The following is a 21,516-nucleotide window of genomic DNA, read 5'->3' on the forward strand; positions in this document are numbered from 1 at the left end:
GTCCGCCATCGCCCGGCGTGCAGCGGGCATCGTGGATCAGAGGCCGCACTGTGCGGCGGGCTGATCAGCGCAGCCAGGCCTCCACGTCATCCGCGGTGCGAGGGATGCCGACGGACAGGTTCTCGGCACCCGCTTCGGTGACGAGGATGTTGTCTTCGATGCGAACGCCGATGCCACGGAACTCCTCCGGCACGGTGAGGTCGTCGGGCTGGAAGTAGAGGCCCGGTTCGATGGTAAAGACCATTCCGGGCTCGAGCACGCCGTCGAGATAGAGGTCGCGACGCGCCTGGGCGCAATCGTGCACGTCCAGGCCGAGGTGGTGGGAGGTGCCGTGGACCATGTAGCGCCGGTGGAACTGGTTCTCCGGCTTCATCGACTCCTCGGCACTCACCGGCAGGAAACCCCACTCCGCCGTCTTCGCGGCGATGACCGCCATGGCCGTCGCATGGATCTCACGGAAGCGGATTCCCGGGCGCACGATGGCGAATGCGGCGTCGGCGGCCTCGAGCACGGCCTCGTAGACGAGCCGCTGGGTCTCGGCGAAGACGCCGTTCACGGGGAGTGTGCGGGTGATGTCGGCGGTGTACAGGCTGTCGAGTTCGATCCCGGCATCCATCAGGATCAGGTCGCCTGGCACGACCGGGCCGTCGTTGCGCGTCCAGTGCAGGATGCAGGCGTGCGGACCGGAAGCGGCGATCGTGTCGTAGCCGGCGGCATTGCCTTCGGCACGGGCACGGCGGTTGAATGTGCCCTCCACGAGACGCTCACCCCGCTCGTGGGCGATGATCGCGTCACGATCCGCGATCACGTCGTCGAATCCCTTCTTCGTCGCCGCGACCGCTCTCCGCATCTGCTCGATCTCATAGGCGTCCTTCACCAGGCGCAGTTCGGAGAGGTCGCGGGCGAATTCGGTGTCCGCATCATTTTCGAGGCTGTCGGCATCGGCCGCGAGGAGTCGACGACCATCGATCTGGTCCGTGAGATCCCGATCGCCGTCGCGCAGGATGATGGTGCCGGAGTCGACACTGTCCAGGACCCGGCCGAATTCGGCGAGGTCGGCGGTGAGGAGGCCGAGGTCCGTGGCGACGTGCGTGAGGGAGGGGCGCGGGCCGGTCCAGAATTCGCCGATCTCCGGGTTGGCGTAGAACTCGTCGGAGTCGCGTCCGGCCGCCTTTCGGAAATAGAGGGTCGCCGTGTGTCCCTCTTCCGTCGGCTCGAGCACGAGCACGCTGCCCGCGACGGTGTCGCCAGCCCAGCCGGTGAGGTGGGAGAAGGCGGAGTGCGCGCGGTAGGCGTAGTCCGTGTCGTTCGAGCGCACCTTCGCCGCACCGGCGGGGATGATCAGACGTTTTCCCGCGTAGAGCGCCGAGACGCGGGCCCGGCGTGCCGCCGCCCACTCCGCCTGCTCACGGGGGCGCGGTTCGGACTCGGTATGCTCGGCCCATTCGCTCGAGATGAACTGCTTGAAGGTGTCGGAGACCGGCACGGTCGAGCGGTTCGAGGTGGCGCGGGGCGCGGATACATTCTTGTCAGCCATGCATCCATTCTCCACCGCGGCCTTCCGTCACCGCGACGAAGAGCGGCGAAAGACCCTGGGTCTCAGCTGGCCTGACGGTGGGGATGGGTGCGAAGCCCGAAGGGCCACAGGGGTTTGGGCGGAACCAGCGATTCACGACTCGCCGTCGAGCGCGCGACGTGTTCGAAGGACGAGACCGGCGCGGGCAACACCGACTCGTCGAGCACGATGGTCGCAGTGTCGAGTTGAGTGTCGATCGCCGTTTGCGACGTGTCGAAGTTGTGGAGGACATCCTCGAAACTCTTCATTGCTGTGCCCCTGCCCCTGCCTGTGCCTTCGTCACCTCTGACCCGGCTTGCCTCATCCAAACAGAGACTGCACTGTCTTGTCTACGACTCGCCGAAGTCCTTGACGCACTACGATCGAGCGAGTATGCACGCGCACGTGGCGCGCACCCAGGTTTGCTCAGACCCCGCAGGCCTGTTCGGGAGTGAAACCATGTCCATCGCCGCCCCCAGCCCGGTCTTCGCGGCCGCGACACCAGCCGTCCGGGCTCCCGCATTCGCCGATTCCCACGAGCGCATCATCGACGCCGGCTACCGGCTGTTCTGCCGGCGGGCGATCCGGGATGTCGCGATGGACGAGGTGGTTCTCGCCTCGGGAGTCGCGAAGGCAACGCTGTACCGACACTTCCCCACGAAAGACGACCTCGTTCTCGCCATCCTGAAGCGCCGCGAGACCGACTGGACCTTCGGCATCATCGACAGCGGGGTGCGATCCCTCTGCGACCAGCCAGAGGACCGACTGCTCGCCATCTTCGAGGTGTTCGACGGTTGGTTCCAGCGTGAAGACTACGAGGCCTGCACCTTTGTCAAAGTGATTCTGGAAATGGGAGCGGATCATCCGCTCGGCCGCGCGAGCTTCGCACATCTCGCCACGGTGAGCAGCATCGTGGCCGGTTTCGCCGCCGAAGCCGGTCTCACCGAGCCGGAGGAGTTCGCCCGGTCGTGGCTCATCCTGATGAAGGGATGCATCGTGCAGGCGGCAGCGGGCGACCCGCGTGCCGCCCGTCGCGCCCGCACCATGGGCGAACTGGTCATCGCGGCGAATCGGGCTGCCGCCTCGAACTAGACCGGGAGCTCGGGCCGACGTGAACTGAGCATCAGCCGGCCGGCCGCAGCCGAACCACGATCGGTCGGTGGTCGCTTCCCGCTCGGTCGAGGTTCTCGACCACTCGCACGCCCACGATCGACCAGTTCGCGGTCGTCATCACATGGTCGATGGGGGTGCCGAGGAGGGCGGGAGCGAATGTCGGCCACGTGCCGACAGCAGCGGAATGGGCGCGGAGGGCGGCATCCGTACACGCGCCGACGGTGGTGCCCGGTGCGGTGCCCAAGCCCGCGAGGTGGTCGAGAGTCGAATTGAAATCGCCGGCGAGGATCACGTTTCCGCCGGGGCACGCTCCCGCGAGCCAGTGGAGGTCTGACCTCCAGTTCTCGAGCTCCGTCGGCTGCGGTGCCACCGGGTGGGCCGCCACGATGGTCGGACCGGATCCGCTGTCAGGCACCATCACGAGGCTCGGGAGGGTGCCGGTGGAGCCGGCGGATTCGTCCAGGTGGTAGGCCCCGAGGGCGGTGCTGATGAGCACAGAGGTCGAGCGCGATTTGGAGATGTGCCCGTGCGCCACGGTATGCGGCACCATCGGGAGTCCCGCCGCGGTCATCAGCACGGCGACAGCGGTCGCCGTCTGCTCGGTGGTTTCGGGGAGCGAGACGATATCCGCATCCGACTCGATGGCGAGCTTTGCGATCACCGCAGCCCCCGGAGCGCCGCCGAGGGTGTTCCACGAGACGACGGTGACGTCGGCACCGGCCCTGGCAGGAAGGGCGTCGACTCCGAAGCCACGGCTGGAGAGCACAGCGGCGTTGAGAAGGACGAAGACGAGGGCGAGCGCAGAAAGCGACAGGCCCAGCCGTCGAAAACGCGGGTTGGCGGCGGCGAGAACCACCAGGAAGAGCAGGATGACGACGCCACCCGCGGCTCCGGCAGCGCGGAACGAGACGAGCTGCGTTACTCCGGGGGCCCGGTGAAGCGAGAAGAGCTGAGGCCAGCCGAGGATGAGCACCCCGGCTGCCCCCACGAGCAGGATCAGGGCAGCGAGCAGGCGGCGGAACATCGTCACCAACCCTAACGGGAATAGAGTTGCAGGATGCCCGGATTGATCGACCTGCACACCCATAGCAGCGTCTCCGACGGCACCGAGACGCCGACAGAGCTCGTGCGGGCCGCGGTGGCAGCCGGCCTCGGCACTGTGGCGATCACGGACCACGACTCGACCGCGGGATGGCAGGAGGCTTTCGCCGCGGCATCCGGAACCGGCCTGACCGTGATCCCGGGCATGGAGTTGAGCACGAACTACGGCCCGGCGAGCGTGCACATGCTCGCCTACCTCTTCGACCCGGCCGACCCGACGATCATCGCCGAGACCGCGCGGATCCGGGACGGACGCATGCACCGTGCCGAGCGCATCGTCGAGCGCATCGCCGTCGACTACGACATCACCTGGGCCGATGTGCTTGCCCAGTCGGTGGACGGTGGAACGCTCGGGCGGCCGCACATCGCCGACGCCCTCGTGGCGAAGGGTCTCGTGAGCGACCGCAGCGCCGCTTTCGAGAGCATCCTGCACTGGCGCAGCGGCTACTACGAGAAGTACTACGCCCCGTCCCCGCTCGAGGGCGTTCGCATGATCGTCGCGGCCGGGGGAGTGCCGGTGCTCGCGCACCCGGCCACCCACGGACGCTACCGGGTGATCGAGGAGCGCGCGATCGCTGAGCTGGTGGCGGCGGGCCTCGTCGGGCTCGAGATCCACCACCGGGACAACACCGATGATGGCAAGCTGCGCCTCTACGAGCTCGCCACGAAATACGACCTCGTCGTCACCGGTTCGAGCGACTATCACGGCGAGGGCAAGCCCAACCGTCTCGCCGAGAACAGCACCGAGCCGGAGGCGCTCGAGCGAATCGTGGCAGCCGGTTCGGGCTCGGCGCCCTACCGCGGCTGACGCCCGGGTTCTGGGGCCCCCGGTTCAGACCCCGATGCTCAGGCGGCGGGAGGCGTGTTTCCCGCACCGCCACGGCGCGAACGCGTGCGACGACGACGCGTCGGCGAGGTGCCGTCGTGGGTTCCGCCGCCCTCGGCGCTCTCGCGCACGACGTCGGTCGATCCCTCGCGCGGAGGACGTCCGCCGGTGGCTCCCGCTGGGCGGCCCGAGTTGCGCCCGGTGCCGCCGTGGTCGCCGGAGCGTCCCCCACGATCGCCGGAGCGGCTGCGGTCCCCGTTGCTGTCCCGGCCACCACCCGAGCGACCACCACGGTCGCTGTCGGCCGGACGCGGCTCGCGTGCCCGCACGGGGCCGGCGGACGCGAGGCGACCCTTGGTGCCTTCGGGGATGTCGAGGTCGGTGAAGAGGTGCGGCGACGAGGAGTAGGTCTCGACCGGCTCCGGCTGGCCCATGTCGAGCGCCTTGTTGATGGCGGCCCACTTGTGCATGTCGTCCCAGTCGACGAAGGTGACGGCGATGCCGGTCTTTCCCGCGCGACCGGTGCGTCCGGCACGGTGCAGGTAGGTGTCGTCGTCGTCCGGGATCGTGTGGTTGATCACGTGTGTCACGTCATTGACATCGATGCCGCGAGCCGCGACATCGGTGGCGATCAGGATGTCCTTCTTGCCGGCCTTGAACGCGGCCATGGCACGCTCGCGCTGCTCCTGGTTGAGGTCGCCGTGCACGGCGGCGGCGTTGAAGCCGCGGTCGTTGAGTTCTTCGACGAGCTTGGCCGCGGCGCGCTTGGTGCGGGTGAAGACCACGGTCTTGCCGCGTCCCTCGGCCTGAAGAATGCGGGCGATGACCTCGTCCTTGTCCATCGAGTGGGCGCGGTAGACGACGTGCTTGATGTTGGCCTGGGTGCGGCCCTCGTCCGGGTCCGTCGCGCGGATGTGGATGGGCCGGTTCATGAAGCGCCGCGCGAGGGCCACGATCGGGCCGGGCATCGTCGCGGAGAAGAGCATGGTGTGGCGGGTCGGGCTGGTCTGGGCGAAGAGCTTCTCGATGTCGGAGAGGAAGCCGAGGTCGAGCATTTTGTCGGCCTCGTCGAGCACCATCACCTTGACGTCCTTGAGCGACAGCATTCGCTGGCTGGCGAGATCGAGGAGGCGACCGGGGGTTCCGACGACCACCTGTGCGCCGGCCTTGAGCTGCTCGACCTGGCCCTCGTAGGCCTTGCCGCCGTAGATGGCGGCGACCTGGGTGCCGCGGTTGGATGCCGCGAGCACGAGATCTTCGGCCACCTGCACACACAGCTCGCGGGTCGGCACGACGACGAGAGCCTTGACGCCGGGCTCGGGGTTGAGGCCGAGCGACTGGAGGAGGGGGAGTCCGAAGCCGAGCGTCTTGCCCGTTCCGGTCTTGGCCTGTCCGATGATGTCCTGGCCGGCGAGCCCCATGGGGATCGTCTGCACCTGGATCGGGAAGGGCGAGATGATGCCCTTCGTGGCGAGAGCGTCGACCATATCCTGGTCGATGTTGAGATCTGAAAATGTAGTGATGATGATGCCCTGTCTAAAAAGCGGCTACGCCCGCTTTGACCTGGGGCGTGCTGAGCCTCCACCAGAAATGGGAGGCATTACCACCAGTTTAGCCGCCTGTCGCCCCGGGAGCGCTTTCGCGGCGGTCAGCGGCCTGTCGCGGATAGGCTGTGCCCGTGGTCTCCTTGTTTTCTCGACGTCCCCGGCGCACTGATGCTCCCCGCCTCAAACCGCGGCGCGAGCCCGTCGCGCAGGTCGACCGCGTCGACCTCGCCGAACTGACTCCCGAGCTTCTCCCGTATCTCGGGCAGGCCGCCTATGTGCAGCTCGCCCTCTTCGAGACTCTCAGCCGCGCGGTGAGTGTGGCGCCGACCGCAGACTCCAAGGTCGCGGTCAGCCGCGTGGCGGCCCTTGCGCTGGCGAAGCATCACGGCCTCGCGGCAGAGATCAAGAGACTCGGACACGAGCCGGGCCCGGCCATGGCCCCCTTCGCCGCCCGAATCGACGAGTACGCCCACACGACGCTCGGGGCCGACTGGTACGAAATGCTCGTGACGGCCTATCTCACCGCCGGACTGCTCGGTGACTTCCAGGTGCAGCTCGCGGCCGGGCTCTCCGCCGACGCCCGGGCACGGATCATCCCGCTGCTCTCCGGGGACGACGGGCACGCGATGCTCGTCGACGAGCTGCGGTCGGCCATCGATGCCAACCCGAAGCTCGCGTCCCGGCTGGCGATGTGGGGACGACGGCTCGTGGGGGACACCCTGCTGATCGCCCGGTCCTCGCTCACGAACATCGGTCACACGCAGCGCGATGAAGCCCGCCTCGAGCCGGCTTTCACCGAGTTGATCGCGTCACACACGCGACGAATGGATGCCCTCGGCCTGACCGCCTGAGTCGGCGGCAGCCGCGCTCAGGCGCGGCTGAGAGCGGAGAGCAGCTCCGCGTCCTGTTCCGTGCGCTGGCGCCCGAGGAACACGCTCGCCAGAACGGCGACGACTGCCGCCGCAACGAGGCTGACCACCCAGATCCATCCGCCGTCGAATCTCCAGCCCAGCCAGGTGAGGGCGGCCCAGACCACGGCGGAAACGACCGCACCGATCCCCGGAACGAGGAGTGCGCCGTGCGTGTCGCGCTTCGGCACGCCGTACCGCGCCGCGAGGCCGAGGATGGCCCCGCCGAGCGTCACGAACAGCAGTTCCATCGGTCAGGCCACGAAACCGACGCGACGGGACTCTTCCGAACCGATCTCCAGGTAGCCGAAGGTCGCAACGGGAACGACGTAGACGTTGCCCTTCTGGTCGACGAGCTTGAAGAACTTCGCGTCCGAGGCGAGAGCCGCGGTGACGATGCCTTCGACATCCGCCGCCGACTGCGACGATTCGAGGTTGATCTCACGGGGGCTGTTGGTGATGCCGATTCGTATGTCCACGTGCACAGATTACGACAGTTGGGGTGGCTCGAATCTCCCCGTTCTCTTTGGGCGCAACGGCGCGACCGCACTGGCGCGGTGATGTCGCCGGGCCGCGCTACCGTGGGTCGATGGCTATCAGGGGGTTTCGGCAGGCGACGGCGCCGTCCTCCCGCACCGCACCGCTCCACCTCGATGCGTCACAACAGACGGTTCTCGACCTTCCAGACGCCGCCTCGGCGGCCGTCATCGGCGCGCCGGGTTCGGGCAAGACCGCAACGCTCGTGGAATTGGTGGCCCAGCGTGTGGCGCACCGCGGTTTCGCTCCGGAGGAGCTTCTCGTGCTCACGTCCAGCCGCACGACGGCGACGAGGCTGCGCGACATCCTGGCGCTGCGGATCGGGGTGCCGACCAACGGTCCGATCGCCCGGACCGTCAATTCCCTCGCCTTCGAGATCGTCGGCAACGCCGCTCGTGCCGCCGGGGTCGAGGCGCCGCGCCTGGCGACCGGCGGTGACCAGGACAGCGACATCGCCCAACTCGTCGACGGCCACCTCGAGGACGGATCGGGTCCGTCCTGGCCCGACCAGCTCGGCCCGGCGGTTCGATGCCTGCGCGGATTCCGCACCGAGCTTCGCGAACTGCTCGGGCGTTCCACCGAGTACGGTGTCTCGCCGCAGCGTCTCCGCTCACTCGGCGTGGAGCGAGACCGGCCCGAATGGGTCGCCGCCGCGGACTTCTTCGCCGACTACTTCACCGTCGTGAGCAGCTCCCGATCCAACCAGCTCGACTCGACGGAGCTCGTGCAGTTCGCGATCGCGGCGCTCGGGCGGGGGGAGGGCGGTGCGGCTGTCGATCGGCTTCGCCTCGTGATCGTTGACGACCTCCAGGAGGCCACCCGCTCCACGATCGGGCTGCTCGCCGCCCTCGCCGCCCGAGGGGTGTCGGTGATCGCCCTGGGGGATCCGGATGTCGCGGCGAACGCCTTCCGCGGGGGGGAGCCGGACTCTCTCGCCCGCCTCGGCATCCTGCTCGGCCTGCCCCACCTCGCCACCCTCACCCTGTCGACGGTGCACCGGCAGGAGCCGGCGCTGAGGGAGTTCACCCGGCGCATCACCGATCGGATCGGCACTTCCGGTGTGTTCGGTCAGCGAGAGGCACTCTCCGCCGCTCAGAGGTCCGCTGCGGCGGGAGCCCCTCTCGCGCCGGTGTTGAAGGTTCTCGCCGAGAGTCCGGCACGCCAGTGGGCTGCCATCGCGAGACAGCTTCGAGAGCGGAATCTGCTGGACGGGGTCGAGTGGAACCGCATGGCGATCGTCGTGCGCAGTGGATCCTCCGTGCCCCAGATCGCCCGGGCCCTCGCGCTCGCCGAGGTGCCGACCCGCACCTCGGTGGGGGGTCGTGCGCTTCGTGACGACCACGCCGCCCGGGGACTTCTCACCGTTGTGGATGTCGGAATCGGCCGTACCCCGCTCGATCCGTCGATCGCCGCGGAGCTTCTTCTCGGCCCGTTCGGCGGTCTCGACAAACTCGCGGTGCGGCGGCTGCGTCTCGCCCTCCGGGCCGAGGAACTGGCCGGGGCCGGCACGCGATCCAGTGATGAGCTTCTCGTCGAAGCGCTCGGGGCGCCGGGCCGGTTCGCCACCATCGACCATCGCGTCGGACGCAACGCCGATCGACTCGCCCGCACCCTCGATGCCATCGGCGTCGCGGGATCGGAGGGGGCCACCATCGAAGAGCTGCTCTGGCTGGCCTGGGATCGCAGCGGTCTCGCACCCGAGTGGTTCGCCCGCGCCACCAGCGAGGGTATCGCCGCCGACGAGGCCAATCGTGATCTCGACGGCGTCGTCGCCCTCTTCACCGCGGCCAAGCGGTTCGTCGAGCGACAGCCCGGCACCGCCGCACAGGTGTTCCTCGACGGTGTGCTCGACGCGGAGGTGCCAGAAGACACCCTCTCTCCGCAATCGCTCGCCGACGCCGTGCTCGTGACCACCCCCTCCGGAACCGTCGGTCTGGAGTTCGACGTCGTGGTCGTCGCGGCCCTGCAGGATGGCGTCTGGCCGAACCTGCGCCTTCGCGGCTCGCTGCTCTACCCGCAGGAGCTCGTGCGGGTGATGACCGGCCTCGGGGAGGTGTCGCTCGACGAGCGACGACAGGTGCGCGACGACGAGCTGCGGATGTTCGCGCTCGCCGTCTCCCGCGCGCGCCGTCAGGTCATCCTCGCCGCCGTCGACAACGAGGACGAATCGGCGAGCGTGCTCTTCTCCCTGGCACCGGGCGACGCCGAGACCGTGGAAACCGCAGCACTGCGACCGCTCTCGCTCCGGGCCCTCACCGGCCGCCTCCGGCGCGAGCTCGCGACGAGCCGGCGCACCCCGGCGGAGCGCGCGGCCGCGGCATCCGCTCTCTCCCGGCTGGCCCGGGAGCGGATCCCCGGCGCCGATCCCGAGGACTGGCACGGGCTCCGTGAGGTCTCGACGGCGGATCCCGTCTTCGCCGCCGACGAGCAGGTGCCGGTCTCCCCCTCGCGGTTGGAGGCCTTCGAAGACTCGCCGGTGGACTGGTTCATCGACTCGGTGTCCGGCACCCAGTCGAGCACAGCCATGGGGCTCGGAACCATCGTGCACTGGGCGATGGAGACGGCGACCGATCCGACCGTTGATGCGGTCTGGGGCGCTATCGAGGGTCGCTGGGGGGAACTCGCTTTCGAGTCGCCGTGGCTCGCCGAGCAGCAGAAGCGGGCAGCGCGGATCCTTGCTGCCGGGGTCGCGGAGTACCTCGTGGACTTCGCCCGTGATGGCAAGATCCTGGTGGGGGCGGAGAGCCGGTTCTCGATCGACATCGATCGGGCAACAGTGAACGGGTCGATCGACCGGGTGGAGCGGTCGGCCGACGGCTCGGTGGTGATCGTGGACCTCAAGACGGGCAATCCCATCGTGCCGCAGCCGAAGATCGACGCGCATCCGCAGCTCGGCACCTATCAGCTCGCCTATGTGCAGGGCGTTCTCGACGAATTCCTCGACGAACTGGGTGAGCACCGGGCGGGCGGGGCGAAGCTGCTCTTCGTGAAGAAGGGAACCCGAGGCAAGCTCTATCGAGAGGGCAGCCAGGCGCCGCTCGACGAGCAAGAGCTCGAGGGATTCCGCACCCGCATTCGCCAGGCGGCCATCGGCATGGCGGCCGCGGCCTTCGACGGTGCCCTCGACCTGGACGCCTGGGGTTCTTTCGACGTCGGTACGAAGAAGCTGCATCGCGTGAGGTCGGTTGCCAGTGACTGAGGCGCCGTACGTATCGGCGGACGAGATTGCGGATGCCCTCGGCCGCCCTCGGCCGACCGCCCAGCAGCGCCGGGTGATCGAGTCCCCGCTCGCCCCGGCGCTGGTCGTCGCCGGCGCAGGCAGCGGCAAGACCGAGACCATGGCGAACCGGGTGCTCTGGCTGCTCGCCAACGGTCGGGTGGCGGCGGGGCAGATCCTCGGACTCACCTTCACCCGCAAGGCCGCGGGGGAGCTCTCGGTGCGCATCCGGGAGCGCATCGACCAGCTGCATCACGCCGGCCTGCTCTCCGAGGACTACGACGAGTTCGATCCGCCGAACGTGGCGACCTACAACTCCTTCTCCAACCGGATCTATCGCGACAATGCCATCCTGCTCGGCCGGGAGAGCGACGGGCCGGTGCTTGGCGAGGCATCCGCGTGGCAGCTGGCCCGCACTGTCGTGATCGCGTCGACCGATGACCGCCTGCCGGGCCTCGGCAAGAGCGTCGACACCGTGACGAAGGCGGTGCTCACCCTCGCCCACGCGATGAGCGAGAACCTGGTCGACCCGACGGATGTCACGAGCTTCGCCTCCCGCTTCGCCGGGCTCGTCGACCTGCCGCCGGGCGGCCGTGGCGCCTACGAGGACGTCGCCGTGCTCGCCTCCACCGTCGGGGCGCTTCCCGTGCTCGTCGACCTGGTGGCCCGGTTCGACGAGGCAAAGGTACGCCGTGGCTTCGTCGAATACTCCGATCAGGTCTCGCTCGCCCTCACCGTCGTGCGTGACGTTCCGCGGATTGCCGACGAACTCCGCGAGCAGTACCGGGTCGTTCTGCTCGACGAGTACCAGGACACGAGCGTGGTGCAGACCCTGCTGCTCTCCGAACTCTTCGCCGGGCTGCCCGTCATGGCGGTCGGCGATCCCAATCAGTCGATCTATGGATGGCGGGGGGCGAGCGCCGCGAATCTGGATGGCTTCGCCCGCCAGTTCCACGCCGCTGCCGACGCACAGTTCGCGCTCACCACGTCCTGGCGCAACGGGCACGACATCCTCGCCGTCGCCAACGCGATAGTGGAACCCTTCCGCAGCGCAGGGGCTGCGGCCCGCACCGGCGTCGATCGGCTGGAGGCCGGGGCTTCGGCAACCGCCGTACCGGTGCGTGTCATCGTGGAGGAGACCCTTCCCGAGGAGGCGGAAGCCGCCGCCCGGTGGCTGCGGGAGCACCTGGACGTGCCTCACGGCACTACTCCGCCCACTGCCGCGATGTTGTTTCGTGCACGAAAGACGCAGGGCGCATTCATCGAGGCGCTGCGGCGCAACGGGGTGAGGTTCCACGTGCTCGGCATCGGCGGCCTCATGGCCGAGCCCGAGATCGCCGACCTGGTCTCTGCCCTCGCCGTGGTCAACGACCCGACCGCCGGCTCCGAGCTGGTGAGACTGCTCGCCGGATCGCGTTGGCGCCTCGGCGCGAAAGACCTGCACGGTCTCGGCCGGGTCGCCTCCTGGCTGCGGGACAGGGACTATGCCCAGCGCGCCCTCGACGACGATGTGAAGGAGGCGCTGCGGGCATCCGTCGCCGAATCGGAGGGCGGGTCGATAGTCGACGCCCTCGATTTCATCGCGACTGCGCGCCCCGGGCACAGCCAGCTCGAGCGGTTCAGCGCGGTGGGCCTCGACCGCCTGAGGGATGCCGGCCGCACCTTCGCCCGGTTGCGGGCGCGCGCGGGGCTCGACCTGCTCGACTTCGTCACCTTCGTCGAGCAGGATCTGATGCTGGACATCGAGGTCGCGGCCAATGAGACCCGATCGCTCGGAGCCGCGACCATGGAGGCTTTCTTCGACGCCCTCGGCGGCTATCTCGCCGTCGACGAGTCGGCCAGCCTCGGCGGCTTCCTGTCCTGGCTCCGGGAGGCCGAATGGCGCGACAACCTCGCGCCGCGCCCGGAAGACCCCGAGCCGGGCACGGTTCAGCTGCTCACCATCCACGGGTCGAAGGGCCTGGAGTGGGATCTCGTGGTGGTTCCCCGCCTCGTCGAGGGCGAGCTTCCGGGATCTTCTCGCGAGGGATCGAACGGATGGCTCGGCTTCGGCATGCTGCCCTACGACTTCCGCGGCGATGCCAGAGAGCTGCCGCGCTTCGACTGGACGACGGCCACGACTCGCAAGGAACTCCTCGACAGCCGCGCGGTGTTCAGGGCCGAAGTCCGGGAGCGTCACGACGAGGAGGAGCGCCGCCTCGCCTATGTCGCCGTCACCCGCGCGCGGCACTCCCTGCTGCTCACGGCATCCTTCTGGGCGACCCAGTCCAGCCCACGCCGTCCGAGCCCTTTCCTTCGGGAGCTCGAGGCCGGGGGAGTGATCGCTGAACTGCCGCTCGAGAGTGAGCACACGGACAATCCCCTTGGCGACGAGGCGAACCTGTTCCGCTGGCCGATGGATCCCCTCGGTGGTCGCCGCGACGCGGTCGAAGCGGCCGCTCGCCTGGTGCGCGAGTCGGTGCCGGGAGCCGAGGGCTCGTGGGGAGTCGAGCTCACCCTCCTGCTCGAGGAGCGGCAGCGGCGCATCGACGCGGCCGGGGTCGTCGACCTGCCCACCCGGGTCTCGGCATCCCGATTCAAGGACTTCGTGAGCGACCCGGCGGGGGTCGCGGCATCCCTGCGCCGTCCGATGCCGGAGCGGCCGTACCGTGCCACCCGGCTCGGCACGCTCTTCCACGAATGGGTCGAGCAGCGCTACGGGGTCCACGGCACCGCGGAGGAGCTGGATGCCGTCGCGATCGAGCTCGACGGCGACGAATCGGTGCCGGGCGACCGGGTCGAGCCCGACGGGCTCTCCGGGCTCCGGGAGACCTTCGAGCGCTCCGAGTTCGCGACGCTCACCCCCGAAGAGGTCGAGATCGAGATCCATCTGATCCTCGATGGCGAGGTGATCGTCTGCAAACTCGACGCGGTCTACCGGATCGACGGGCGCTATCGCGTGGTCGACTGGAAGACCGGAAAAGCGCCGCGGGATGCGGCGGACCTCGAGTCGAAGCAGCTGCAGCTCGCGCTCTACCGCCAGGCCTTCGCGGAGTGGAAGGGCATCGACCCCCTCGTGATCGACGCGGTGTTCTACTACGTGACCGAGGACCGCATCATCCGTCCCGAGCGCATCTACGACCGCGACGAGCTCGTCGCGCTCTGGCGTACCGTCGCCCGCTGACGATCGCACCGGGCCGCGTGAGCGCGCCGGCTGGTCAGGGACCCGGCGAGACCTGGCTCTGCCTCGCCACGATCGCGGCCGCGAGGGCGTCGATCGGTTCGCGGGCGGATGTCGGGTTGTCGAGCAGACGGAAGTCGATGTCGCCGAGCTCCGGCAGTGCGAACGAGCTCGGAAGCTGCACGAGGTCGGGAGGGATCAGGCTCTGCGGGAAGGCGGCGATCCCGATTCCGGCACGGGTCGCGGCGAGCACTCCGTTGATCTCCCGCACATTGCAGGTGATGCGCCAGGTGCGTCCGACCGACTCGAGAGCGGTGATCGCGGCGGTGCGGCTGAGACTCGGTGCCTGATAGGCGATGAGCGGCACGGGTTGGCCGGCTTCGAGACTGAGGTTTCGATGCCCGACCCAGACCAGCCGGTCGCGGCGCACGAGGCGACCTCCCGGGATGTCGGGCTCCTGTTTCACGAAGACGAGGTCGAGTTGGCCCGCGAGCAGCCGACGGGTGAGGAATCCGCTCTGGTTCACGGTGAGTTCGAGGTTGATGTGGGGGTACAGCTGCCGGAAGTCACGCAGGATCTGGGGCAGCTGGGTGAGGGCGAGATCGTCGGCCGATCCGAAGCGCAGCCGACCGCGCATCGCGGAGCCGGTGAAGTAGCTCGAGGCCTGGTCGTGCGCGGCGAGGATCGATCGGGCGAAGCCGAGCATCGCGTCGCCGTTGTCCGTGAGCCGCACCTCCCGGGTGTCCCGCAGCACGAGGTTTCGACCAGCGGCCACCTCGAGCTTGCGGATGTGCTGGCTCACCGTCGGCTGGCTCAGGCCGAGCAGCTGGCCGGTGACCGTGAAATTGAGCGTCTCCGCCACAGTGACGAAGGTGCGGAGCAGCACCGGGTCGAACATCCGCACCTCCGGGGCCGTCGACTATGTCATTGATAAATCGAATGGGACTTATAGTCTCGATTCTATTCCCGAATGACTGCACCCCGCCGTAGCGTTAGGGCGACCATACGAAACCTTGTCGAGCAGTGCAGGACCCCTTTCCGCGTGACCACCGAGACGTCTACCGCCATCCCGCCCACCGAACCGATCCCGGTGCTTCTCGAACGACCACGCTGGCGCGACACCTTCGATTCGCTCCGGGTCTTCAACTATCGCCTGTACGTGATCTCGCAGGTGCTCTCCAACACCTCTGGCTGGATGCAGAAGATCGCGACCGACTGGCTCGTCAATGAGTTGACACACAACGTCGCTCTCGTCGGAGTCACCGTGTTCCTGCAGTTCGCTCCGGTTCTGCTCTTCGGCGTCTGGGGCGGCGTCATCGCCGATCGGGTCGATAAGCGGCGGCTCATGATGGTGACCCAGTCAACGACGGCGCTCCTGTGTGCGGTCCTCGGCGCCCTGACGATTTCCGGAATAGTGGAGGTCTGGCAGGTGTGGGGCGTGGCCTTCCTGCTCGGGATGGTCGCCGTCGTCGAGGGTCCCGCGCGTTCGGCCTTCGTCAATGAGATGGTCGGGCATCGCCGCCTGCGCAACGCCATCAGCCTGAACGCGTCGATCTTCCACCTCGGCGGTCTGCTCGGTCCGGCGATCAGCGGCGTGCTCATCGTCCTGGTCGGCTCTGGCTGGTCGATCAGTGTCAACGCGGTCGCGGCCATCGTGGTGGTGGTGACCCTCGGCTGCATGCGGGTGCGCGAGTTGCTGCCCTCGCCACGGGCCAACCGGTCGAAGGGCCAGATCCGCGAGGGCGTGAAATATGTGATCGGCAAGCCGACAATCTTCTGGCCGATGGTGATGCTGGCCTTCGTCTCGACCTTCGGAATGACCCTGCCCGTGCTGCTGGTCGCCTTCGCCGACAACGTCTATCAGACCGGTGCGGCGGGTTACGGGCTCTACAGCTCCGCTGCGGCGGTCGGCGCGCTCACCGGTGCCGTGTTGTCGACGCGGCGGATGAACGTGAGATTGCGCACGATCATGTTCGCCGCCGGCCTCTTCGGCCTCGCGCTGGTGCTCGCCGGCAACTCACCCTGGGAGCCGCTCTTCCTCGTCTTCCTCATGGGCATCGGTGTCACCCGGCTGCTCTTCGCCACCGGAGCCGAATCGATCGTCCAACTCTCCACCAACCGTGCCATCCGGGGCCGGGTGATGTCCCTGTACTCCATGGTGATGCTCGGCGGCCAGGCTCTCGGCGGACCGGTCAGCGGCGCCATCGCCGACCGATTCGGGGTGCAGACCGCGATGACGGTCGCCGGAGTGATGCCGGCGATCGCCGCGATCGTCATCGCTGTCGTGCTTGCGCGGTCGGGGCGCTTGGCGCTCCGCATCCGCATCCGACGCTCCGGCAGGTTCGTCGCGATCGAACAGCGGCGCCGAGCCGCCTGAGCAACACCGAGCGAACCTCGTCGGGGTCGCCGCCACCCTTCTCTGCGTTCTCTCAGAAACGTTCGCAGCGCACTCAGCCTGCTCATACAGCTTTCATAGCTTGAGCGACCAGTTTGCGAAAATGACAATTCGCAAACCCGTGGTGATCAACATCGTGCTCGCCGTGGTGATCATCGGCGCACTCGTCGGCGCGTATTTCTTCGTGTTCCCGGTGGCCGGTTCTTCGAGCACAGCGACCCAGCTCACCTCAACGGTGCAGCAGGGCGTGGTCAGCAACACCATCACGGCGAGCGGATCGGTGGCACCCGTGTCGGAGGCGACCGCCTCCTTCGCCGTCTCTGGCACGATCGCCTCGGTGAATGTCTCGCTGGGCCAGAGCGTCACCGCCGGCCAGGTGCTCGGCACGCTGCAGACGGCGCCGCTGCAGCAGACCGTGAACAACGACTCGACGCTGTACTCGCAGGCCAAGTCGCAATACGCCAACGCGGTGGCGTCGCTCACCGCGACCGAGTCCGCGCCGTCGACTCCCACCACCTCCGCGGCCCAGGCGGTCTCGAGCGTCAACAGTGCCAAGCAGCAGGTGGCCACGGCTCTCGACCAGGTGACGACGAGCTCCCAGAACCTCGTGAGGGATGAGGCGAATCTGGCGGCCGCGACTCTCAGCTCTCCGATCGCGGGACTGGTCGTCTCGCTCAGCGGTTCGGTCGGGCAGGCCGCGGGTTCCGGGTCGACCTCCGCGTCGGGCTCCTCGTCGGGCTCCTCGTCTGGCTCCTCGTCGGGCTCCGCGTCTGGCGCGGGCTTTGCCACGATCGCCGATGTCTCGGCGATGACCGTGAGCGCCAGCATCGCCGAGGCGGACATCGCCGCCGTCACCGTCGGCCAGAAGGCGGTGGTGACCTTCCCGGCCGTGCCGGGGGAGACGGCCGACGCCACGGTCACGGCCATCGCACCGACCGCGACGACGAGCAACTCGGTGGTGACCTATGCGACCACCATCACCCTCGCCTCGATCCCCACCGGCCTGCGGCTCGGCCAGACGGCGTCGGTCGCGATCACCACGAAGAGCTCTGCGGCGGATGCGCTCTACGTTCCGGCGGCCGCGATCACCACCGCGAACGGAGTGTCGAGTGTCAAGGTCGTCGGCAGCACCGGAAAGGTCACCCCGGTCACCGTGACCCTCGGCATCGTCGGCAACGCGGGCACGCAGGTCCTCACCGGTCTGAAAGCGGGCCAGACGGTCTCGCTCGGCGTGGTCATCCCCACGACGACCGGCACCGCGGGCACGGGTCGCACCGGGTTCGGCGGCGGAGGTGGCGGTTTCGGAACCCGCACGGGTACCGGAGGCGGCGGATTCGGCGGCGGTACGGGCGGGACCGGCGGCACGGGCAACCGGGGAGGAAACTGATGTCGCTCTCCGATGACCGCGCCGCGGATCCCGTCGTTCAGCTGGCCGACATCACCCAGGTCTACGGCACGGGGGATGCCGCGGTGCACGCACTTCGCGGCGTCAGTCTCGACGTGGCGCAAGGCGATTACGTGGCGATCATGGGACCCTCAGGATCGGGCAAATCCACCCTGATGAATGTGCTCGGATGCCTGGATGTCGCGTCATCCGGTACCTACACGCTTGCAGGCAACGACGTGAAGACACTCGACGAGAACGCCTTGGCCCGCATCCGCAACCAGCAGATCGGCTTCGTGTTCCAGTCATTCAACCTGGTGCCGCGGATGTCGGCGCTCGCGAACGTGGAACTGCCTCTCGTCTACGCCAGGGTCGGCCGGGCGGAACGCCGGGAGCGGGCCCTCGACGCCCTCGAGGCTGTCGGTCTCGGATCGCGCGCCAGCCATCAACCGCAGGAGCTGTCGGGAGGGCAGCAGCAGCGCGTCGCCATCGCCCGGGCTCTCGTCACCTCCCCGACTCTCGTGCTCGCCGACGAACCGACCGGAAACCTCGACAGCACCTCGACCGACGAGATCCTCGAGATGTTCAACCTGCTGGCGCTCGAGGGGCGAACGATCATCGTCATCACCCACGAGGCTCATGTCGCCGAACAGTCCCACCGGGTCATCACCCTCAGCGACGGCCTCATCGTGGCCGACCGCACCTCGGCGCGCATCCACGCTGCGGGGGTGCGACCGTGAGCGTCGCCGAGATGATCCTTTCCGCCCTCCGCGGCATCACGGCGAACAAGCTGCGATCGATCCTCACTCTGCTTGGCGTGATGATCGGTGTCGCCTCCGTGATCCTGCTCCTCGCGGTGGGCAATGGTTCCGCCCAGACCGTGAACTCCGCCATCTCGCAACTGGGTACCAACACCCTCACCGTGCGCCCGACGGGAGGGGGGAGCGGCGCAAGCTCGACGAAGCAGATCACCACGACGGTCGGCACGCAGATCCAGGCCGCGAAACTGGGGCACGTGAAGGAGGTGATCCCGCAGGTGGCGGGCAGCCTCACCGTGGCCTCCTCGACAGCCTCCGAGACCTCCATCTCGGTGATCGGGACGACGCCCGCCTACTTCACGGTCGGCACCAATTCGGTGTCAGCGGGCTCGGCGTTCACGGCGGCCGACGTCACCGCGTCGGCGAAGACTGCGGTGATAGGGCAGACGCTCGCCACCCAGCTGTTCCCCTCTGGCTCGCCCCTCGGCCAACAGGTGACCGTGGGGGGAACCCCGTTGACCATCGTCGGAATCCTCGCCCAACAGGGCAGCGTGGGATTCACCGACCCGAACTCGGTGATCATCGCTCCGATCAGCCGCATCCAGGCCTCGTTCACGGGATACGGCGCGGTCAGTTCGCTGACCGTCGAGGCGAAGAGCGCCGATGCGGTCACGGCGGCCCAGGGCGAGGTCGAGGTGATGCTCAACCAGCTTCTCGGAACGACCACGGCGAATGAGCCGTACACGATCATCAACCAGGGCTCCCTGTTGCAGACCGCAGCCACCAGCGCGGCGAGCTTCACGGTTCTCCTGGGCGCCGTCGCGGCGATCAGCCTGCTGGTCGGGGGCATCGGGGTGACGAACGTGATGCTCGTGACGGTCACCGAGCGCACCCGTGAGATCGGAATCCGCAAGGCTCTCGGGGCGACTCGCGGGGCGATCCTCGGCCAGTTCCTCGCGGAGGCGGCGACGCTGACCCTGCTCGGCGGCGTGCTCGGTGTCATCGTCGCGTTGATCGGGGCACAGTTCCCGGTCAACGGCACGCAACCGGTCGTGCTGTCGTATTCGATCCCGCTGGCGCTCGGAGTCTCCGTCGCCATCGGCGTGTTCTTCGGGGTCTATCCCGCGGCGCGCGCCGCCGCGATGCGACCCATCCAGGCCCTCCGCGCGATCTGACCCACCCCATCCCACCCAAAACGAAGGACTTTCGCCATGACTGACACCATTCCGCCGACAAACCCCGCTCCTGCCGGCGAATCTCCTGCGTTTTCGGCGGGAGCAGCCACGCCAACGGCGCGTCGCAAGTGGCTCACGCCGACGCTCGCCCTCATCGCGGTGCTGGTGGTGGGGGTCTTCGGAGGGGTGCTGATCGGACACGCCACCGCGTCATCGTCATCCGCCCAGGGCGCCGCGGCGAGCGGATTCCCTCGCGGCCTCAACGGCGGGACCGGCGGTGCCGGCGGCGCGGGATTCGCCGGCGGAGGATTCACCTCGGGCACCATAGTCTCGATCTCCGGCACCACGATGGTCGTGAAGGCCAAGGACGGAACCCAGAAGACCGTGACGATCTCGAACAGCACCCGCGTGACGAAGACCTCGACCGCCAGTGTGTCCGACCTCAAGGCCGGCCAGGCGGTCACGGTCATCGGCGCGACGGGCTCCACCGGAGACATCGCGGCGACCAGCGTCTCGGAGGGTACCCGCGGCATCGGCGGCCGGTTGGGCGGTGCCGGCGGGACTGGAGCCGGCGGCGCGGGCGGCAGCAACGGCTAACGAGGCGATCCGTGCCGCGGCAGGCACGCTACGGCGCTTCGGGATCGAGGCCCTCACCTTTCGAGTGCTCGAGCGAATCGAGTCGGGAGTTGTTACGACTTCAACGACTGAAAAGTCGCAACAACTCCCGAGTCGATCCGGGGAGCGGCGGATTCGGGGGGGGGGGGGGCGAGGGGAGACCGCTCCGAACGCCGCGGCAGGCTCAGGAGCGCTGGTCGCGATCCAGCATGGCCTCGACCTCATCGACGGCCATCACCGGCATGGTGTTATGGCTGAGGGTCTGGTCGAGGTCGTTCTGCACGGTGTCGACCAGGCCGTGCAGCATCTGCACCGCGTCATCCACGATCTCGGTGCTGCGTTCCTGGGTGCCGTGCAGCAACCACTTGGCGATCTCGAGCTCGGCATAGAGCATCGCGCGATGCTTCACCTGGCGGTCACTCGATCCGCGCGCCTCGTTGTACGCATCGAAGGCAGCCTCGGCGACATATCCGCCTCTCGCGCCGAGGAGCCAGTACAGGTCGCGCGCCGGATCCCCGATGCTCAGCGACTGCCAGCCGAGCAGGCCGGTGACCTCCTCGTCGGAGCTGAGGAAGGATTCAGCCGAGAGTCCGCCGTTAATCACGGTGGGGGCGAACTGCCAGAGCGGACCGTCTTCCGTGGCCTTCTCCCATCGACCGAGCAGCGCGGCCGGCACCAGGTTCGTCGCGCTCGCCCGATCCATGATGGTGATCGTCGAGCGCAAGATCTCCGCGGGGCTGAGCACGGGAAGACCGGCGTCCGCGACGAAGCTGGTCGGAAGGGTGTGGATCGCGGCGATGGCGCGACCGAGAGACGGGGCGAGGGGGCTGCCATCGGTGATCGCGGCGAGGTCGACGGGAGATCCATAGACGAAGTCGTAGACGACGGCACGGGTGCCCCCGATGGGCGTCTGGCCCGCGTAGCTCGATACGGCGAACGGCAGGCGCGCGCGCACGCCGGTGCTCAGCGCGCGCAGGGAGACGAGGTCTGCCGACTGTTCGGCTTCGGCGCGCTCGGAGGTGGGAACACGGATGATCCAGTGCGCGCCATCGCGTGTGGTCAGCAGCGCCGACTCGAAATCGCCGTGGGTACCCGACCCGAAACCACTGGCCTCAGCGACATCGAGTCCGGCAACAGCCGAGGTTGCGAGCGCGGCTAGAGTGAGATGGGATCTGGCCATACCTCACAGGGTAGGTCGTCCTCCGGCGGCCGGTGCCGAACGCCA

The 21,516-nt window shown here is 68.3% G+C and carries 18 protein-coding genes; 10 read left to right on the forward strand and 8 right to left on the reverse strand.

The window, feature by feature from the left end:
- Positions 1 to 64: 64 nt before the first annotated feature.
- Positions 65 to 1,537, reverse strand: a complete 1,473-nt coding sequence (locus ABIB54_RS12090; protein ID WP_354575767.1) for an aminopeptidase P family protein — start codon at positions 1,535 to 1,537, stop codon at positions 65 to 67.
- Positions 1,538 to 1,599: 62 nt separating this feature from the next.
- The gene (locus ABIB54_RS12095; protein WP_354575768.1) at positions 1,600 to 1,824 is read right to left on the reverse strand and encodes a hypothetical protein; all 225 of its coding nucleotides are present in this window, start codon (positions 1,822 to 1,824) and stop codon (positions 1,600 to 1,602) included.
- Positions 1,825 to 2,014: 190 nt separating this feature from the next.
- Here ABIB54_RS12095 and ABIB54_RS12100 point away from each other — a divergent pair, with 190 nt between their 5' ends.
- Positions 2,015 to 2,647 carry a TetR/AcrR family transcriptional regulator gene (locus tag ABIB54_RS12100; protein ID WP_354575769.1) on the forward strand — a complete coding sequence of 211 codons (633 nt, stop codon included), beginning with the start codon at positions 2,015 to 2,017 and terminating at the stop codon, positions 2,645 to 2,647.
- A 31-nt stretch (positions 2,648 to 2,678) separates the two neighbouring features.
- Here ABIB54_RS12100 and ABIB54_RS12105 read toward each other — a convergent pair whose 3' ends face one another.
- Positions 2,679 to 3,692, reverse strand: a complete 1,014-nt coding sequence (locus ABIB54_RS12105) for an endonuclease/exonuclease/phosphatase family protein (protein WP_354575797.1) — start codon at positions 3,690 to 3,692, stop codon at positions 2,679 to 2,681.
- A 33-nt stretch (positions 3,693 to 3,725) separates the two neighbouring features.
- Here ABIB54_RS12105 and ABIB54_RS12110 point away from each other — a divergent pair, with 33 nt between their 5' ends.
- The gene (locus ABIB54_RS12110; RefSeq protein WP_354575770.1) at positions 3,726 to 4,577 is read left to right on the forward strand and encodes a PHP domain-containing protein; all 852 of its coding nucleotides are present in this window, start codon (positions 3,726 to 3,728) and stop codon (positions 4,575 to 4,577) included.
- Between the two features lie 38 nt (positions 4,578 to 4,615).
- Here ABIB54_RS12110 and ABIB54_RS12115 read toward each other — a convergent pair whose 3' ends face one another.
- Positions 4,616 to 6,082 carry a DEAD/DEAH box helicase gene (locus ABIB54_RS12115; protein ID WP_354575771.1) on the reverse strand — a complete coding sequence of 489 codons (1,467 nt, stop codon included), beginning with the start codon at positions 6,080 to 6,082 and terminating at the stop codon, positions 4,616 to 4,618.
- Positions 6,083 to 6,273: 191 nt separating this feature from the next.
- Between ABIB54_RS12115 and ABIB54_RS12120 the strand changes: the two genes are divergently transcribed.
- On the forward strand, positions 6,274 to 6,993 hold the full coding sequence (locus ABIB54_RS12120; protein WP_354575772.1) for a ferritin-like fold-containing protein: 720 nt from the start codon (positions 6,274 to 6,276) through the stop codon (positions 6,991 to 6,993).
- 17 nt (positions 6,994 to 7,010) lie between these two features.
- Here the strand turns inward: ABIB54_RS12120 and ABIB54_RS12125 are convergent, their stop codons facing one another.
- The gene (locus ABIB54_RS12125; protein ID WP_354575773.1) at positions 7,011 to 7,301 is read right to left on the reverse strand and encodes a hypothetical protein; all 291 of its coding nucleotides are present in this window, start codon (positions 7,299 to 7,301) and stop codon (positions 7,011 to 7,013) included.
- A 3-nt stretch (positions 7,302 to 7,304) separates the two neighbouring features.
- A complete protein-coding gene (locus tag ABIB54_RS12130) occupies positions 7,305 to 7,529 on the reverse strand; it encodes a DUF3107 domain-containing protein (RefSeq protein ID WP_185201298.1) in 225 nt (74 codons plus the stop codon).
- Positions 7,530 to 7,639: 110 nt separating this feature from the next.
- On the opposite strand from ABIB54_RS12130, the gene ABIB54_RS12135 reads away from it, so the two are divergent.
- Both ABIB54_RS12135 and ABIB54_RS12140 read left to right on the forward strand, forming a co-directional pair.
- Complete coding sequence (locus ABIB54_RS12135; protein ID WP_354575774.1) at positions 7,640 to 10,786, forward strand: ATP-dependent helicase; 3,147 nt, start codon at positions 7,640 to 7,642, stop codon at positions 10,784 to 10,786.
- Positions 10,779 to 13,967 carry an ATP-dependent helicase gene (locus ABIB54_RS12140; protein ID WP_354575775.1) on the forward strand — a complete coding sequence of 1,063 codons (3,189 nt, stop codon included), beginning with the start codon at positions 10,779 to 10,781 and terminating at the stop codon, positions 13,965 to 13,967. The genes ABIB54_RS12135 and ABIB54_RS12140 overlap by 8 nt, the downstream gene beginning before the upstream one ends.
- Positions 13,968 to 14,001: 34 nt before the next feature.
- On the opposite strand, the gene ABIB54_RS12145 is transcribed toward ABIB54_RS12140, so the two are convergent.
- A complete protein-coding gene (locus tag ABIB54_RS12145) occupies positions 14,002 to 14,862 on the reverse strand; it encodes a LysR substrate-binding domain-containing protein (RefSeq protein WP_354575776.1) in 861 nt (286 codons plus the stop codon).
- A 144-nt stretch (positions 14,863 to 15,006) separates the two neighbouring features.
- On the opposite strand from ABIB54_RS12145, the gene ABIB54_RS12150 reads away from it, so the two are divergent.
- The 5 genes from ABIB54_RS12150 (at position 15,007) to ABIB54_RS12170 (ending at position 20,273) form a co-directional block, all read left to right on the forward strand.
- A complete protein-coding gene (locus tag ABIB54_RS12150) occupies positions 15,007 to 16,341 on the forward strand; it encodes an MFS transporter (protein ID WP_354575777.1) in 1,335 nt (444 codons plus the stop codon).
- A gap of 121 nt (positions 16,342 to 16,462) precedes the next feature.
- A complete protein-coding gene (locus ABIB54_RS12155; protein WP_354575778.1) occupies positions 16,463 to 17,746 on the forward strand; it encodes an efflux RND transporter periplasmic adaptor subunit in 1,284 nt (427 codons plus the stop codon).
- Positions 17,746 to 18,483: an ABC transporter ATP-binding protein gene (locus ABIB54_RS12160; RefSeq protein WP_354575779.1), complete on the forward strand. Its 738-nt coding sequence runs from the start codon at positions 17,746 to 17,748 to the stop codon at positions 18,481 to 18,483. Before ABIB54_RS12155 ends, ABIB54_RS12160 begins: the two co-directional genes overlap by 1 nt.
- Positions 18,480 to 19,676, forward strand: a complete 1,197-nt coding sequence (locus tag ABIB54_RS12165; RefSeq protein WP_354575780.1) for an ABC transporter permease — start codon at positions 18,480 to 18,482, stop codon at positions 19,674 to 19,676. The genes ABIB54_RS12160 and ABIB54_RS12165 overlap by 4 nt, the downstream gene beginning before the upstream one ends.
- A 36-nt stretch (positions 19,677 to 19,712) precedes the next feature.
- Entirely contained in the window at positions 19,713 to 20,273 is a 561-nt protein-coding gene (locus ABIB54_RS12170) for a hypothetical protein (protein ID WP_354575781.1), read from the forward strand.
- A 202-nt stretch (positions 20,274 to 20,475) separates the two neighbouring features.
- Here the strand turns inward: ABIB54_RS12170 and ABIB54_RS12175 are convergent, their stop codons facing one another.
- A complete protein-coding gene (locus ABIB54_RS12175) occupies positions 20,476 to 21,471 on the reverse strand; it encodes a phosphotransferase (RefSeq protein ID WP_354575782.1) in 996 nt (331 codons plus the stop codon).
- Positions 21,472 to 21,516 lie beyond the last annotated feature (45 nt).

Origin of the sequence: Frigoribacterium sp. UYMn621 (genome assembly GCF_040549525.1) — a bacterium.
In the GTDB taxonomy this organism is placed as follows: Bacteria; Actinomycetota; Actinomycetes; order Actinomycetales; family Microbacteriaceae; genus Lacisediminihabitans.

Excerpts from the sequence above, each read along its gene's own strand:
- ABIB54_RS12175 (WP_354575782.1), bottom strand. The coding sequence starts at position 21,471 with ATGGCCAGATCCCATCTCACTCTAGCCGCGCTCGCAACCTCGGCTGTT.
- ABIB54_RS12105 (WP_354575797.1), bottom strand. The coding sequence starts at position 3,692 with ATGTTCCGCCGCCTGCTCGCTGCCCTGATCCTGCTCGTGGGGGCAGCC.
- ABIB54_RS12125 (WP_354575773.1), bottom strand. The coding sequence starts at position 7,301 with ATGGAACTGCTGTTCGTGACGCTCGGCGGGGCCATCCTCGGCCTCGCG.
- ABIB54_RS12160 (WP_354575779.1), top strand. The coding sequence starts at position 17,746 with ATGTCGCTCTCCGATGACCGCGCCGCGGATCCCGTCGTTCAGCTGGCC.
- ABIB54_RS12100 (WP_354575769.1), top strand. The coding sequence starts at position 2,015 with ATGTCCATCGCCGCCCCCAGCCCGGTCTTCGCGGCCGCGACACCAGCC.
- ABIB54_RS12110 (WP_354575770.1), top strand. The coding sequence starts at position 3,726 with ATGCCCGGATTGATCGACCTGCACACCCATAGCAGCGTCTCCGACGGC.
- ABIB54_RS12155 (WP_354575778.1), top strand. The coding sequence starts at position 16,463 with ATGACAATTCGCAAACCCGTGGTGATCAACATCGTGCTCGCCGTGGTG.
- ABIB54_RS12090 (WP_354575767.1), bottom strand. The coding sequence starts at position 1,537 with ATGGCTGACAAGAATGTATCCGCGCCCCGCGCCACCTCGAACCGCTCG.
- ABIB54_RS12135 (WP_354575774.1), top strand. The coding sequence starts at position 7,640 with ATGGCTATCAGGGGGTTTCGGCAGGCGACGGCGCCGTCCTCCCGCACC.
- ABIB54_RS12170 (WP_354575781.1), top strand. The coding sequence starts at position 19,713 with ATGACTGACACCATTCCGCCGACAAACCCCGCTCCTGCCGGCGAATCT.
- ABIB54_RS12115 (WP_354575771.1), bottom strand. The coding sequence starts at position 6,082 with ATGGTCGACGCTCTCGCCACGAAGGGCATCATCTCGCCCTTCCCGATC.
- ABIB54_RS12095 (WP_354575768.1), bottom strand. The coding sequence starts at position 1,824 with ATGAAGAGTTTCGAGGATGTCCTCCACAACTTCGACACGTCGCAAACG.
- ABIB54_RS12145 (WP_354575776.1), bottom strand. The coding sequence starts at position 14,862 with ATGTTCGACCCGGTGCTGCTCCGCACCTTCGTCACTGTGGCGGAGACG.